The organism is Arthrobacter sp. StoSoilB13 (assembly GCF_019977255.1).
Lineage (GTDB): Bacteria > Actinomycetota > Actinomycetes > Actinomycetales > Micrococcaceae > Arthrobacter.
Window position 1 is genome coordinate 1,415,005 of the sequence record NZ_AP024647.1, and the last position, 14,995, is coordinate 1,429,999.

The 14,995-nt window shown below is 61.3% G+C and carries 9 protein-coding genes and 2 pseudogenes; 4 read left to right on the forward strand and 7 right to left on the reverse strand.

All coding sequences use genetic code 11. The features are described 5' to 3' along the window. Positions 1-34 precede the first annotated feature (34 nt). The 7 genes and pseudogenes from secA to mtrA form a co-directional block, all read right to left on the reverse strand. Positions 35-2,776 (reverse strand): preprotein translocase subunit SecA, encoded by a 2,742-nt coding sequence (secA, locus tag LDP01_RS06650; protein WP_224088083.1) that lies wholly within the window; start codon positions 2,774-2,776, stop codon positions 35-37. A gap of 42 nt (positions 2,777-2,818) precedes the next feature. Then, positions 2,819-4,097: pseudogene (locus LDP01_RS06655) on the reverse strand (winged helix-turn-helix domain-containing protein). 27 nt (positions 4,098-4,124) lie between these two features. After that, positions 4,125-4,853, reverse strand: coding sequence for a ribosome hibernation-promoting factor, HPF/YfiA family (gene hpf, locus LDP01_RS06660; protein ID WP_224088085.1), 729 nt, complete (start codon positions 4,851-4,853; stop codon positions 4,125-4,127). 143 nt (positions 4,854-4,996) lie between these two features. Then, positions 4,997-6,022 (reverse strand): ComF family protein, encoded by a 1,026-nt coding sequence (locus LDP01_RS23665; RefSeq protein WP_346658867.1) that lies wholly within the window; start codon positions 6,020-6,022, stop codon positions 4,997-4,999. Positions 6,023-6,128: 106 nt separating this feature from the next. Beyond that, positions 6,129-7,847, reverse strand: a complete 1,719-nt coding sequence (locus LDP01_RS06670; RefSeq protein ID WP_224088087.1) for an LpqB family beta-propeller domain-containing protein — start codon at positions 7,845-7,847, stop codon at positions 6,129-6,131. Further along, entirely contained in the window at positions 7,844-9,622 is a 1,779-nt protein-coding gene (gene mtrB, locus LDP01_RS06675; RefSeq protein WP_263433769.1) for an MtrAB system histidine kinase MtrB, read from the reverse strand. Before mtrB ends, LDP01_RS06670 begins: the two co-directional genes overlap by 4 nt. Positions 9,623-9,809: 187 nt before the next feature. Next, positions 9,810-10,484 (reverse strand): MtrAB system response regulator MtrA, encoded by a 675-nt coding sequence (mtrA, locus tag LDP01_RS06680; RefSeq protein WP_144649950.1) that lies wholly within the window; start codon positions 10,482-10,484, stop codon positions 9,810-9,812. 446 nt (positions 10,485-10,930) lie between these two features. Here mtrA and LDP01_RS06685 point away from each other — a divergent pair, with 446 nt between their 5' ends. From LDP01_RS06685 to LDP01_RS06700, 4 genes and pseudogenes are all read left to right on the forward strand, one after another. Then, on the forward strand, positions 10,931-12,001 hold the full coding sequence (locus tag LDP01_RS06685; RefSeq protein ID WP_224088090.1) for a DUF7847 domain-containing protein: 1,071 nt from the start codon (positions 10,931-10,933) through the stop codon (positions 11,999-12,001). Continuing rightward, entirely contained in the window at positions 11,998-12,642 is a 645-nt protein-coding gene (locus LDP01_RS06690; protein WP_224088091.1) for a hypothetical protein, read from the forward strand. The genes LDP01_RS06685 and LDP01_RS06690 overlap by 4 nt, the downstream gene beginning before the upstream one ends. 46 nt (positions 12,643-12,688) lie before the next feature. Continuing rightward, positions 12,689-13,882: a DUF4350 domain-containing protein gene (locus LDP01_RS06695; RefSeq protein ID WP_224088092.1), complete on the forward strand. Its 1,194-nt coding sequence runs from the start codon at positions 12,689-12,691 to the stop codon at positions 13,880-13,882. Continuing rightward, a pseudogene (locus LDP01_RS06700) lies at positions 13,879-14,965 on the forward strand (AAA family ATPase). The gene LDP01_RS06695 and the pseudogene LDP01_RS06700 overlap by 4 nt, the downstream one beginning before the upstream one ends. Positions 14,966-14,995: the final 30 nt, after the last annotated feature.

The window sequence follows — 14,995 nt, forward strand, 5'->3', positions numbered from 1 at the left end:
GTGTCCGGGGTCCTTTCTCATAAGGGAGGCTGGATCAGCGCCGCTTCTTCTTGGCGGTCTTGCGCTGCTCCTGGGTGGCTGCTTTGGCAGGATTACCGGACCGGCCCGAGGAGCGACCCTCGATGCGGGTCTGGCTTGCCCCGTCCTCGCCTGGAGCTGTGTACTGCAATTGCGCCGGCTTTTCGGGTGTCTCCAGACCGGCAGCCCGGATCTGGGGATCGTGGTGCTCGGTGTGTGCACCTGCCGCAGTATCGTCGGCAACAACGACATCTTCGGCGGGGGTCACTTCAACTTCAAGGTTGTAGAGGAAACCAATGCTTTCCTCGCGGATAGCTTCCATCATGCTTTGGAACATCACGAAGCCTTCGCGCTGGTACTCTACCAGCGGATCGCGTTGAGCCATGGCCCGCAGCCCGATGCCCTCTTTGAGGTAGTCCATCTCGTACAGGTGTTCTTGCCATTTACGCCCAAGCACCGAGAGAACGACGCGGCGTTCCAGCTCCCGCATGCTTTCAGAGCCAATGGCTTCTTCACGGGCCTGGTACACAAGCCGCGCATCAGAGAGGATCTCTTCCTTGAGGAATTCGGCAGTGACCCTGGACTTGCCGCCGGCTTCATCAATGATTTCCTGAGCAGTTACGGTGGCTGGGTACAACGTCTTCAGGTTGGACCACAACTGGTTGAAGTCCCAGTCATCGCCGTTGCCTTCCGCTGTGGCGGAGTCGATAAGCGCGCTGATGGTGTCTTCCAGGAAGAACTGCACTTTTTCGTGGAGGTCATCGCCTTCGAGGATCCGACGACGGTCCCCGTAGATCGCTTCACGCTGGCGGTTCAAGACGTCGTCGTACTTGAGGACGTTCTTGCGCTGCTCCGCGTTACGCGCTTCCACCTGGCCCTGGGCCGAGGCAATGGCGCGGGAAACAAGCTTTGATTCCAGCGCGACGTCGTCGGGCACCGAACTGTTCATGAGCCGCTCGGCAGCACCGGAATTGAACAGCCTCATGAGGTCGTCGGTCAATGAAAGGTAGAAACGTGATTCCCCGGGGTCGCCCTGGCGTCCGGAGCGGCCCCGCAGCTGATTATCAATCCGGCGGGACTCGTGGCGTTCGGTGCCCAGCACGTAGAGGCCGCCAAGGTCCAGTACTTCCTCGTGCTCGTCCTTAACCGCCTGCTTGGCCGCTGCAAGTGCCTCCGGCCATGCTGCCTCGTACTCTTCCGAGTTCTCCTCCGGGTCCAGGCCCCTCTTGGCGAGGTCTGCGATCGCAGTGAATTCGGCGTTGCCACCAAGCATGATGTCGGTACCGCGGCCTGCCATGTTGGTTGCTACCGTGACGGCACCCTTACGTCCGGCCTGGGCAACGATGGAGGCTTCCCGTGCGTGGTTCTTTGCGTTGAGGACCTCGTGGCGGATACCTTCCTTTGCCAGCAGCTTGGAGAGATATTCGCTCTTCTCAACGCTGGTGGTGCCAACCAGTACGGGCTGGCCCTTTTCGTGGCGTTCCGCAATGTCCTTGACGACGGCGTCGAACTTGACGATCTCGTTCTTATAGACGAGGTCCGACTGGTCAATGCGCTGCATGTCCCGGTTGGTGGGAATGGGCACAACTCCGAGTTTGTACGTGCTCATGAACTCGGCTGCCTCGGTCTCGGCCGTACCCGTCATACCGGACAGCTTCGAATACATGCGGAAGTAGTTCTGCAGCGTTACCGTTGCCAGGGTCTGGTTTTCGGCCTTGATCTCGACGTTTTCCTTGGCCTCGATGGCCTGGTGCATGCCTTCGTTGTATCGTCGCCCGGCGAGGATACGGCCCGTGTGCTCGTCAACAATCAGGACCTCGCCGTCGAGGATGACGTAATCCTTGTCGCGCTTGAAGAGTTCCTTCGCCTTGATGGCGTTGTTCAGGAAGCCAATGAGCGGGGTGTTGGCCGATTCGTACAGGTTCTGGATACCGAGGTAGTCCTCCACCTTTTCAATTCCGGCTTCCAGGACACCAACAGTCCGCTTCTTCTCATCGACTTCGTAGTCAACTTCCGGCTGTAGCCGGAGTACGACCTTTGCGAATTCGCTGTACCAGCGGTTCGTATCGCCTTGGGCCGGACCCGAAATGATGAGCGGGGTACGCGCTTCATCGATCAGAATCGAGTCAACTTCATCCACAATGGCGAAGTTGTGCCCCCGCTGAACGAGTTCACTGGCGTCCCAGGCCATGTTGTCGCGCAAATAGTCGAAGCCAAATTCGTTGTTTGTCCCGTAGGTGATGTCCGCGGCGTACTGCTGCCGACGCACTGACGGATCCTGGTTGGAGAGGATGCATCCGCTTGTCAGGCCAAGGAAGCGGTAGACGCGTCCCATGAGCTCGGACTGGTATTCGGCAAGGTAATCATTCACCGTGACGACGTGGACACCCTTGCCGGTGAGGGCATTGAGGTATGCCGGCGCAGTTGCCACGAGGGTCTTGCCTTCACCGGTTTTCATTTCGGCGATGTTGCCCAGGTGGAGGGCGGCGCCACCCATCAGCTGGACGTCAAAATGCCGCATGCCCAACGTTCGGGATGAGGCCTCACGGACCGCAGCAAAGGCCTCAGGCAGGAGCGCGTCCAGTGTCTCGCCGTCCTGGTGCCGGGAGCGCAAACGGTCTGTTTCCTCCCGGAGTTCAGCATCAGAGAACGTCTTGAAAGAGTCTTCCAGGGCATTGATGGAATCGGCATAGTTCCGCAGTTGCCTGAGTGTTTTCTTGTCACCCGTGCGGAGAAGTTTTTCGATTAGTGATGCCACGTGAAATTGCTCCCAGTCTCATGCTGCCGAATTCTGGCTGTTTCAGTCTACGGGAGAGAGTATCGCCACGTTATCCGGTTCCCCTGTGAGCGGACTGCCTGGCCCGTCTGGTTCAGGGCCCCCGTTCACTGCCTCGGAGAGTGGAACCGCGAGATCCCCTACCGGCCACACGACAACTTCCTGAAGGCCGAGCCATTGGGCCATGAGCCACAATTCGGCGGAAAGCTCGACGGCGGTATCGGGCGGCGCTCCTGGCTCACCAAATGCGGACCGAACCAGGAGTTGGCCTGCGGCCCTGTCAGCCTTCAAATCGACACGGGCCACGATGCCTTCCCGAAGCAGGAAGGGCAGAACATAGTAGCCGAAACGGCGCTTGGCAGCGGGCGTGTAGATCTCAATCCGATAGTGGAACCCGAACAGTTCTTCCAGGCGCCGCCGTTCGAAGACCAGCGAGTCAAAAGGGCTCAGGAGCGCCCGGCCTTCGGCCCTCCGTGGCAATCCGGCCTCGACGTGGCGGTAGGTTTCCCGTTCCCAGCCGCGAACCGAAACGCGCTCCAGCCGGCCTGCCTGGAGAAGGCGCTGCACCGACGCCTCCCCGGTCTTTAGCGGGGTCCGAAAATAATCGGCAAAACACCGGACCGTTCCAATGCCGTGTGCCATGGCGGCTGCATCCATGAGCCGGTCAAGGGCGGCATCCGCATCCATCCCGCTGTGTAGCGAACCCGGCAGGACCCTGGAAGTAATGGTGTAGAGACGTTCGAATTGGGGTGTCCGCGACGCCGCCGAAACGCGGCCTTCTTCGAACAGATGCTCCAGAACGCGCTTCACGGCGTTCCAGTTCCAACCCCAATTTCCGCTTTCGGCGTCCTGGGTGTGCCCAAGTTGTGCAGTCAAGGCAGATGCCGTCATCGGCGGTCCGGGCCTCCAGGGCCGCGAGGATTCGTTCCTCCATGGCGATCCGCACCGCGGGCTCCATATGATGGGCACCAACCCAAGCCCGCTTCTGCCAAAGAAGAAGGTCGGGAAAATGCTCCGGACGGATATAGCTGGCCTCGTGAGCCCAGTACTCCATCATTCTGCGGGGTTTTCGGCCTGCCATGGAGTGAAGGATTGCCGGATCATAGTTTCCCAGGCGGGAAAAGAATGGCAGATAGTGGCTCCGCGCCAGCACATTCACGGAGTCGATCTGGACAAGCTGGATCCGTGCAAAGGTCCGGCCCACCGCCCGTGGGGTCACGGGGCCGGCGGGCCGGACTTTCGCCAATCCTTGGGCTGCCAATGCGATCCGCCGTGCCTGTGACAGGCTCAGCGAAGCGGTCATTGAAGTCCTTTCACGTGCGATAAAGCCTTACTTGGCGGTGGCCGCCTGGTCATCCGAGCGGTACGCGTGGATCTTCTCCTCCACGGCTTCCTCGCCGGGCTCGCAGGTGGAGTCGAGGGTTATGACACCATAAGTCCAGCCACTGCGCCGGTACACAACCGAGGGTGCATTGGTTTCCTTATCCAGGAACAGGTAGAAGTTGTGCCCCACCAGTTCCATGTTGTCCACTGCATCATCGAGAGTGAGGGATGCGGCGGGGAAGACCTTCCGACGGATCAAAACGGGTGAATCACCTGCTGGAATATCGTTCTCGATGTCGTAGGGCGACCGCTCCTCGGCCTGCGGTTCAGGTTCCTGCTGGTTGCTGGCGCCTACGTAGATCGGCTCACTGGCACTGGCGGGCTCGAGGGACGCCGTTGCCTCCCGAACGGCCTTGGGCGTGTGACGCCCATGGTGCACCTTCTTCCTGTCCTTCGCGCGGCGCAACCGCTCAAGCAGCTTGTTGTACGCAAGATCGAAGGCAGCAAATTTGTCAGCGGCTGTGGCCTCGGCACGGATAACAGGGCCTCGGCCCAGGACTGTCACTTCAACGGTGAGCTGTCCCGGCGTTTGCCGGGGGTTGGTCTCCTTGGAAACCTTGGCGTCGACTCGCTGGACTTTGTCCCCCAACGATTCAATCTTTGAGATCTTCTCGCCGGCATATTCGCGAAAGCGGTCAGAAACTGTCAGATTTCGTCCGCTGATCATGAACTCCATGGTGCCCTCCAAATAACTCAGGTGACACGACAACGACGCTGTAGGGGGCTGGTCTGACGGACAGTCGAGCCCCTTTCCGAGCCGCTATCGACAGGTACATCTGTTCTTGGTACCCACAACCGACGTTAGTTCATCGGCACGAGTTATTCACCCTTTGGCCACTTATTTTTTGTTTGCGTCTTAACCCCATCCGAGGGCTCGTCTCCGGCGGTATTGGAGGCGTAGGCTGGTGGCCTCGTGGCCGCGAGAACAACGGCGCCGCAGACTATCCCTCCCGCCGCGGACACTGCCCGGGCAGCCTCCGCCAGGGTGGCTCCCGTGGTGAGAACATCGTCCACAATCAGGCATCTTTGCCCACGGATCTTTTCCCTGTAGCGGGGTCGTACCCTCATGGAACCCCGGACACGCCTGGCACGCTCACCCCTGCCGAGTCCTTTTTGGCCCGTGGAACCATCTTTCCCCTCCGTGCCAAGGAGGGTCCTGACGCCAACTCCGACCAAGTCTTTGCAAGTTGCGGCCAGCCGCTGGTTTTCCAGGAGATTCCCGGTCTTCTCAAGCGCATCAAGAGCCGGGCACCTGGACAACATCCCCCGTCTCTTCATGCAGCGGAGCAGAACGTGGACGGGGCTGAAACCCCGGCTTCGGAAGGCCCTGCCGCTGCTGGGAACGGGAACAACGCAAAACCCCGGCTGGTCACCAATGGCCAGCCGAACTGCGTTTCCGAGGCAAGGCGCCAACACCTCGGCCAGCCGCCACTGGCCTAACCGCTTGAACGACAACAGGGACTGCGAAAGTTCATCCCGATAGGGCCCTGCCGCCACCACGCCCAGCTTTACAGTGCCATCAACATCGACGAGCGCAGGCGACTCCTGTTCGGCCCTGAAGGGTTTCCTGCAAAGCTGACGCACCCGCTTGGCACAATGCCTGCACAGGACGGTGTCTTCCACACCGCAGCAGACGCAATCAACGGGAACCAGGAGTGCAACCAACTCCATCAATGCCGCTTGCAGGTTGGCAAACACGCGCCCAAGCAGGCGCCTGTCCTTTCCGCGTCGCCGGGGTCCTGACGTGTCAGGAGCACCAACATCCGGGTCAAGCCGGCGCTGGATCCGTTGGGCGGTTCGAGGACCATTGACGGCATACGGGAGGTCGTTCAGGGAAACAATCATGCTGGTAGCCTTGGGCACTTTTTGTTCCGGTAACAGTCCCACAGCGCGCTATGTGAACAACCACCGTCGTGTTGGGGCGGCGCCTCCGGGGTGGCCGGCTCCCGGATCAGCCCGGGAAGGCCGGCTCCGTTGGGCCCTTGAGCTGAAGTTCCCAACCATTTCCGACACGTTGAAAAATTCCCGCTGTGGACTGCCCGTAGATCTGTTCCGACCCGTTACCTGCGCTCAGGCTCATGAGGCCGTCCCACGGTGCCAGTTGCTGCGGCTCCCCCGAGGTAAGCGAGAGCAACTCCGGAACCACGGTAGCCGTAGCCGAACTGGACATGACGGCAACGGTGGATCCGTTGACCCACACTCCCTGGTCAGGGGAGGTGGAGGTGAAAAGTGTGATTGGAGTCGTAAGATCCTTGGGCGCGCCGTCTGCATTCCGGACGATGCCCGTCACTTGAACCACTGATTTACCGTTCGCCTCGGATATCACCAGCGCCCGGGTACCTTCGCGTGAGATCCGGAAATCCTTGACGGTCCGTCCGGACAGCCACGTGGGCGTTATGGTCGCCGTGGGCACAGCCATGCCAGGGGCAACGCCAGTGGGCTTGAATGCCACAACCTCCGTGTTCCCGCTGGCGCCTGGTCCCGCCGTCCAAACCCAATCATGAGGACTGAACGAAGGCCCGCTCAACGTGCTTCGGGTGGTCAGTTGGCGGGCCGGTTGACCCGGCTCGATGGAGTACAACGTGGTTTTGTCGCCGTTGAGGAAGGCAACGGTTTGGGATACGGGCGACTCGGCGGGTGAATGGGGGCCGAGACCTGCAACCGACTGAATATCAGGCAATGGCGAAACCCGGTTGTTCTCATAGCGGACCAAGTCGCCGTTACTGACGGCAACCTGGCGGGCAGGCACATTCTTGTCCACAACCGGAGGCAGAACTGTCCCGTTGTCCTCGACGCGGACCAGGTCCTGGTCGGCGCGAAGCTGGACGTTAATGACGTCCGGTTGCCCCCTGAAGGTTAAGGCCAGCTGGTTCTGCATGCGTTGGCGGTCTTCTGCCGATGCGTCGAACAGTTCCTTGGCCGACAAATCCACCTGGGCTGCTCCTGAAACGACAGGGACAGATTCCCTGGCCAACTTCATCCCGGAGGGAAAAGCGCTCACCACTGCCCCACGCAAATAAGGCGCAGGCCCGGCAAGCAGGGCACTGGTCATGGACTTAACAGTCTTCTTCTTGATGAACCACCGGTAGTCCGGCACCGCATACGTGAACGTCGGGTCGTAGAAGTAGATGGGGAAGGCGCCGTAGATGACTTTGAAGGTCTCTTCCGGAATCGCAGTACCATCCGGAACCTTGGAGATCCGCCACTCCCCCTCCACTTTCTCCAGCGAGACGGGGATGGTCTCCTTGGTTCCCGGCGGGAACTGGGTGGCTATTCCGTCCGCATCCACCGTGTAGGCAAGGTCGACCTCGTAGACGTATTCATTCTCCACAGCCGTCTTAACCACGCGGGCCCCGCGGAAAACGATGGCCCGCTTATCCGGCTTCCACGTTACGGCCTGGGCTTGGGTCAAATATTGCCGCGCTACGGGATAGTCGTCCTCATAGCCGCTGCCGGCCATATAGAAATCCTCAATGACGGCTTCAGGTGTGGAGCCTGCACGCGGTGCTGCGGGGAAGAAGACAGGGGCATTGGGGTTTCCCGCTCCCTCATCCTGGCTTTTTCCCACTGGACCGGACCGGGGAATCTGGGCGCACGAAGCCAGCAAGACCATGAGCGCCGCCAGCACAGCAACGAAAACCCGCCTGCGTGCGGTGCCAAGGACCCTCATGATCCATCGCCCTTTCCCTCGTCAGCCGAAGGAGGCGTTCCGACGTCGGATTTGCCGTCTGTACTGCCAAAACCTGTGCCCAGGACAAGCATCTGGCGTTCGCTTCCGGCTCCGGGCAAGTCGATGTCGGCAGGTTCCAACTGAAGGGGCGACTTGAGGATGGTTCCGCCCTGCTTCAGCGGCAAGGTCAACCTGAAGTTTGAGCCCGCCCCTTTGCGGCCCCACGCCTGAAGCCAGCCGTTGTGGAGCTTGGTGTCTTCGGCTGCGATGGACAATCCCAGGCCGCTGCCACCAGTAGTTCGGGCGCGTGCCGGGTCAGCCCGCCAGAAACGGTCGAAAACCCTGGCAGCTTCCGCTGGGCTCATTCCAATACCGTGGTCCCGCACGGCCACGGCCACGGCGTCATGGTTTGCTGCCACAGAAATGTGGATCGGTTTTCCTTCGCCATGCTCAAGGGCGTTGAGCAGCAGGTTCCTCAGGATCCGGTCGATCCTGCGCGAGTCCATTTCGACAATGATGCTCTTCTGACGGGCGTTGAGGCGAACCTCGGACCCGTACTCGGAGGCTACGGGTGCTGCGCCCTCCATGACGTGCGAGATCACTTGGAAGATGTCCTGGGGTTCGGCGTCCAGGATGGCTGCACCGGCATCGAAGCGCGAAATCTCCAGCAGGTCCGACAACAAGGACTGGAAGCGCTCCACTTGGTGATAGAGGAGCTCGGCCGAGCGTTTGTTCATAGGGTCGAAGTCTTCACGGGCGTCGTAAAGGACCTCCGCGGCCATGCGAACGGTGGTCAAGGGCGTGCGAAGTTCGTGCGAGACATCCGAGACGAATCTTTGCTGCATTTGGGACAACGTGGCGAGCTGGGTGATCTGCTCCTGCAGGCTGGCCGCCATGTGGTTGAACGAAGCACCAAGTCTGGCGACCTCATCCTCACCCTTGACCACCATGCGCTCTTGGAGTTGGCCCGCCGCCAGCTTTTCCGACACCACGGCAGCATGGCTCACAGGGCTGACGACATTGCGTGTGACGTACCACGCGATGGCACCAATCATCAGCACGAGCGCCGCACCACCGGCCCACAGCACGTTCTGGATTTCGTCCAGGGTCTTCTGGGCGGTGTTCAGGTCATAGATCAAATACAACTCATAGGCAGTGCCGTTAAAGGTCACTTTGTTTCCGACAGCAATACCGGGGCGGTCCTCGTTTCCCACCGGGAACTGCATGGAGGCCCAGAACTGTTGCTTCCCGCCTTCCTGGACAGCCTTCCGCAATTCCGGCGGGATGACACGGACCGTGAGTTGGTCAGAGGCGCGCGACTCTACCCAGCGGTTACGGGGTTTGGTCTGTTCCGGCACGGCTTCAAAGACGTAGCGCCGCTGGATCACCGAGCCCCGGCCCTCTACGGCGGTTAGCGTGTCATAGACCAGCGTGATGACGCTTGATTGATCAGTAACCTGTGCGCCGTCAAAGGTGTCCTGAACCTGTTTTACGTTGTACCGGGACTCCGACTCCGCCTGGGCGAGCCTTTCCTGGAACAGGTTATTGGCTATCTGGTTGGAAAGGTACGCTCCGACGATCGCAAAAGACGTTACGGCAAGCAGCAGCGTCGTCAGCACGGTCCTGAACTCCAGTGACCGCCGCCACCGCCTCAGCAAAGAACGCCAGAGGAAGCGAAGACCCGGCCGTATCTGCCGGACACCGATCGAGACGAGACGGGAAACCCTGAGAACCAGAATCAGGCCACGCCGTGTCCATATCCGGGCGCGCCACATCAGCCAGGGAAGGTTCCTTCTTACTGGATCACTGGAAGCGGAGGCTGAATCCCCGGACGCCGAAGTTTGCGGGGTCTGTTCCTGGCCTGGGGTCTGCTCCAAGCCTGGGGCGTGCTCCTGGGCGGGCTGCTCCGGAGCGTTCGGGCTCTGGTCCTTGTCCGTGCTGCCGGTCTTGCCGGCGGGAGACTCAGGAACCTGCTTTATACCCGACACCACGCACCGTCAATACAACTTCGGGCGCTTCCGGATCCCGTTCAATCTTGGAGCGCAAACGCTGAACATGGACATTGACCAACCGGGTGTCCGCGGCATGGCGGTATCCCCATACCTGTTCAAGCAAAAGTTCGCGCGTAAAGACCTGCCACGGCTTCCGGGCCAATGCCACCAGGAGGTCGAACTCCAAGGGCGTAAGCGAGATGCGCTCTCCACCGCGGGTCACGAGGTGCCCGGCGACGTCGATGGTTACATCAGCAATCCGCAGCGTTTCCGGAGCCTTTTGTTCGCCCGGCCGAAGGCGCGCACGGACACGAGCCACGAGTTCAGCGGGTTTGAAAGGCTTGGGCACGTAGTCGTCAGCGCCGGATTCAAGACCTCGAACAACATCCGAAGTGTCCGATTTCGCCGTGAGCATGACAATGGGGACGTCCGATTCTCCACGAATCTGCCGGCAAACTTCGATGCCATCCGAACCCGGCAGCATGAGGTCCAGGAGCACCAAATCGGGTTTGGAGGAACGGAACACCTCAAGAGCCTGGCCGCCGTCTGCGCAGAATACGGGCTCGAAGCCATCATTGCGCAGGACAATACCAATCATCTCTGCGAGCGCTTCGTCGTCGTCAACTACCAGAATGCGTGCCTTCATAGTTATATATTCCCTTATCGCCAAGCCTTTGTCCTGTTGGGCGGGCGCACGGCATGGCGTCCCCCAAGGCACTTCCACCGTACTGCACGGCCGCGCTTGGCTCGATGTAGATCCGGTGTCCGGGCAGTATGGGCTCAGGCTATGAGGGAGGACACCGGGACTATAGGCTTGGGGCCAAGGTCCATGTGGGGGACGTCGGATGTCGGCGGGCCGGATCTCTTGGGGAGGAAATCGTGTCACAGCCAGAGCACGGCCAGCAGCCATATCCGGGCGGTCAGCCTGCGTGGGGCGGTCAGCCTGCGTGGGGCAACCAGCCCCAGTGGGGAGGTCCGCCCGCGTGGTCAGCCCCACAGGGCGGTAGCAACAACTGGCCGGGCTACCCTCCGGGAGGCCCGGCGGGTGGATGGCCTGCGGCTGCGCCCGGCGGTCCACCCTATGGCCAACCAATGTACGTTGCCCCACCCAAGCCAGGTGTCATTCCCTTGAGGCCCCTGCAGTTCGGCGAGATACTCGACGGCTCCTTCCAGACCATACGCCGGAATGCAGCCTCGATGTTCGGTTCAGCCCTGATCGTCCAGGCCACGGCCGCTGCCCTCCTGGGTGTTGTCACCGTGGCCATGTACGAGCTTATGGATTCCTTGGAAACAACGGATTTCAGCGGGGATGCGGCGGGATTCTTTGGCCCGTTCCTGGCCGTCATGGCGGGTTCGGTGGGAGTCTCTGTGTTGATCGGCTTTCTGGGCGCCGTTCTCCAGGGCGTCATGGTCATTCCGGTTTCCCGTTCTGTCCTCAACCGGCGGACAGGCTTCGGGCAGATGTGGAAGCTGGCTGTCGGTCGGATCCTTCCTCTGCTGGGGGTAGCAGCCGTGCTCACTTTCGGTGGACTGCTGGCCGCAGCAGCCGTCGTCGGGATTGCCGTGCTGTTGTTCACGGCCTTGGGTCCGGCGGCCTTATTGATTGTCATCCCCTTGGGCTTCGGGGCAATCATCGTCTTTGTCTGGATTGGGCTGAAGCTCATGTTCGCTCCGGCCGCCATCGTCGTGGAGCGGATCGGCGTCTATGACGGGCTCCTGCGATCCTGGCAATTAACCAAGAGCAATTGGTGGCGCATCTTCGGCATAACGCTGCTGGTGAGCGTGATGGTGGGAATCATCGCCCAGATAGTGCAGATTCCAGCTTCGCTCGCCGCCACCGCGATTGGATCGGTCATCGCTCCCCACCCGGACGCCGGGACGGTGGCCTCCACCCTGATCCTGACGACCGTGATCTCGATGGTCATTGGGGCTTTGGTGGGGTCTGTGACATTCGCTTTCCAAACATCCGTGTCCGCGCTCATCTACATGGATCTTCGAATGCGTCGGGATGGGCTGGACGTGGAGTTGATGCGGCTGATGGAAAGCGGTTCGGATCCGGAGGGAATCCCGGGTGGTCCTCCCCTGCAGGTCCACGGCAACACATGGCCTCCTGGCGGCGGACAATGGCCAGGCTCTCCTCCGGGGCACCGGCCGCAGGCATGAGGGAGACGCTAATCCATGTGATTCCCGCTTTGGCCAGCACTGAACCGCCGGTGACCCCGGACCGTGACGAAGCACGCCGTTGGGCCGAGGAGGAACTATCCAAGGCGCAGTACGCCCAGGCCCGGCCCAGTTGGCTGGACCAGCTTTGGCGCGATTTCCTGGACTGGCTCAGCTCCCTGGAAGGGGACGGAACTTCGCCGGAAAGCAACTTGGCTGTCCCCCTCATCATCGCCTTGGCTGTCGTGCTCATCGTGGTGGCTGTCTTCGTTGTCCGTCCGAGGCTGAACGCCACGCGAAAAGCCTCCGTTACGGGCATTTACGGCAAGGACACGCCTGTGGATGCTGCAACATACCGGAAGCGTGCCCTTGCCGCGGCCGACGACGGCGACTGGCCTTCCGCCGTCGTCGATCAGTTCCGGGCGCTGGTGCGTTCCGCGGAGGAGCGGGATGTCATTGAAGCGCGGGCCGGTCGGACGGCCGATGAGGCTGCAGGCCACTTGGGCCAGGGCCCTTCACCCCTGCTCAACTCCGGCTGCTCGACGCCGCCCGCCTGTTTGATGCGGTCCGCTATGGGGAACAGGCCGCAACACGCCCGGACTACGACGAATTGCGCAAGCTGGATACGGACCTCCTCGCCCTAACCCCTGACTTCACTGGCCAAGGCCAACAGGGATTCGCGGTGCCGCGATGACCCTCCAGGAACAGGTGCCGGAAGCTTTGCAGGGAGGAACTCTGCCTCGACGGCGGACCAGCGCATTGTGGAGTTGGTTCCGAGAGCACCTGGTGTGGATTGCGCTGGGGGCAGTGTTTGCCGCATTCGTGACGTTCCTGGTGGTGGAGCGGTTCTCGGCACCCAAAGACTCCGGGTCGCTATCTACCCGCAATCCCGCTCCCGACGGGGCCATGGCCTTGGCCGAAATACTGGGGCGCCACGGTGTGGGCATAACTCCAACCGATAACCTCGAAGACACCCTGGCAGCTCTTTCCGACGGCGACGCCACCTTGCTGCTGTATGACCCCCGCGGTTTCCTGGATAGATCGCAGTTGCAGGATGTGAGTGCTGCGGCCGGGCGGGTAGTGGTGGTCGCACCGCGCCTGCGCACGTTGAACGGCCTCGATCCGGAGTTCCGCCCCGGCGGTGTGGTCCCCGAAGCGACAAAAATCCTTGAACCGGGCTGCAGCCAGGAAGATGCAGAGCAGGCAGGACCCGTTGCCGCCCAAGGACCGGTGTACCTGGGGCCAGTTGTTTGCTACGCCACCCGCAGCGATGGACCTGGACTTTATGTGGCCTCGGCCGATGGGCACATCATTGTGCTGGGGAGCACCCAGTTGCTGGAAAACCAACACCTCGCGGCCGTTGGCAACGCCGCATTGGCGATGCGGACCCTGGGAAGCGGCCCCGACTTGGTCTGGTACACACCAGGCATCGCCGATGTAGCGTCCGATAGATCCACCCCGACGCTCAACGAGCTCGCACCGCCTTGGCTGGCGTTTGCGGGCCCATGGCTGGCTGTCATAGCTATCCTTGCCATCCTCTGGCGCGGACGACGCTTGGGACCGTTGGTCTTTGAACCACTTCCCGTGGTGGTTAAGGCCGCAGAAACGGCCGAAGGACGTGCACGTCTATATCAGGATTCACGTGCCGTGGAACGCGCCGCCGACAATCTCCGGGCAGGAACCCTCGCCCGGTTGGCCAGGCATTTCAACCTGGGGACGGACGCCACCGGGGAGGCCATTATCGACGCCGTGGCCCGGCGCCTTGGACGGCAGGCACCGGCAATCCGGTGGGCATTAATTGATTCCAGACCCCAGACAGAAGGACAACTGGTGCAGTGGGCACAACAGATCGAACGAATCGAGCAGGAGGCAACGGCCCGATGAGCAACCAGCCGAACAACTATACGGACAGCAACAACCAATACTCCGGTGGCACGGCCCACCAGGTAAACCATGCACACGCGGGCGAACCCCAGGTGAATGGACCACAGCAGGGCGTACACAGCAGCGGCATGGAGGATCCTGCCCGACAATCCCTGCTGAACGTCCGGAATGAAGTTGGGAAGGCTGTGGTCGGCCAGGATCCCACAGTGACAGGCATGCTCATCGCCCTTCTCTGCGGCGGCCATGTCCTGCTGGAAGGTGTGCCCGGCGTCGCCAAGACGCTGTTGGTCCGGGCGTTGTCCACTGCCCTGAGCCTGGAAACCAAACGCGTACAGTTCACCCCGGACCTCATGCCCGGTGACGTCACGGGCTCCTTGGTGTACGACTCGCATTCATCGGAATTCACGTTCCGGGAAGGGCCCGTTTTCACCAACATCCTGCTGGCCGATGAAATAAACCGAACGCCACCCAAAACGCAGGCCTCGCTCCTGGAAGCCATGGAGGAACGCCAGGTTTCCGTGGATGGCGTATCGCGCCCACTGCCTGCGCCCTTCATCGTGGCTGCCACCCAGAATCCCGTGGAATACGAAGGAACCTACCCACTACCCGAGGCCCAGCTGGACAGGTTCCTCCTCAAGTTGACCATGCCGTTGCCCGGCAGAGCCGAGGAAATCGAAGTAATCCGCCGGCACGCCGGTGGCTTCGACCCCCGGAACCTCGCCGCGGCCGGCGTGCGGGCGGTGGCTGGCGCCGTCGAGCTTTCCAACGCCCGTGCGGCTGTGGCGCAAGTGACCGTCGCACCGGAAATCCTGGCCTACATTGTGGATGTGGTCCGAGCAACCAGGTCAGCGCCGTCCTTCCAGCTGGGCGTCTCTCCTCGAGGCGCTACTGCCCTCCTGAACACTTCGAAGGCATGGGCCTGGTTGTCCGGGCGGCCCTTCGTGACGCCTGACGACGTCAAAGCGCTATCGTTGCCTTGCCTCAGGCACCGGGTAGGCCCTGCGTCCTGAGGCCCAGATGGATGGCATCCACGTTGACGACGTCCTTGGCAGCATCCTGGCGTCCGTTCCGGTGCCTCGTTGATTCTGCCGGTGATGCAGATGACAGCAATGG

What these genes read in the sequence shown, in the direction of transcription:
- LDP01_RS06690 (WP_224088091.1), top strand. Translation starts at nt 11,998, where the DNA reads ATGAGGGAGACGCTAATCCATGTGATTCCCGCTTTGGCCAGCACTGAA.
- mtrA (WP_144649950.1), bottom strand. Translation starts at nt 10,484, where the DNA reads ATGAAGGCACGCATTCTGGTAGTTGACGACGACGAAGCGCTCGCAGAG.
- LDP01_RS06695 (WP_224088092.1), top strand. Translation starts at nt 12,689, where the DNA reads ATGACCCTCCAGGAACAGGTGCCGGAAGCTTTGCAGGGAGGAACTCTG.
- LDP01_RS23665 (WP_346658867.1), bottom strand. Translation starts at nt 6,022, where the DNA reads ATGATTGTTTCCCTGAACGACCTCCCGTATGCCGTCAATGGTCCTCGA.
- mtrB (WP_263433769.1), bottom strand. Translation starts at nt 9,622, where the DNA reads ATGTGGCGCGCCCGGATATGGACACGGCGTGGCCTGATTCTGGTTCTC.
- LDP01_RS06670 (WP_224088087.1), bottom strand. Translation starts at nt 7,847, where the DNA reads ATGAGGGTCCTTGGCACCGCACGCAGGCGGGTTTTCGTTGCTGTGCTG.
- LDP01_RS06685 (WP_224088090.1), top strand. Translation starts at nt 10,931, where the DNA reads ATGTACGTTGCCCCACCCAAGCCAGGTGTCATTCCCTTGAGGCCCCTG.
- hpf (WP_224088085.1), bottom strand. Translation starts at nt 4,853, where the DNA reads ATGGAGTTCATGATCAGCGGACGAAATCTGACAGTTTCTGACCGCTTT.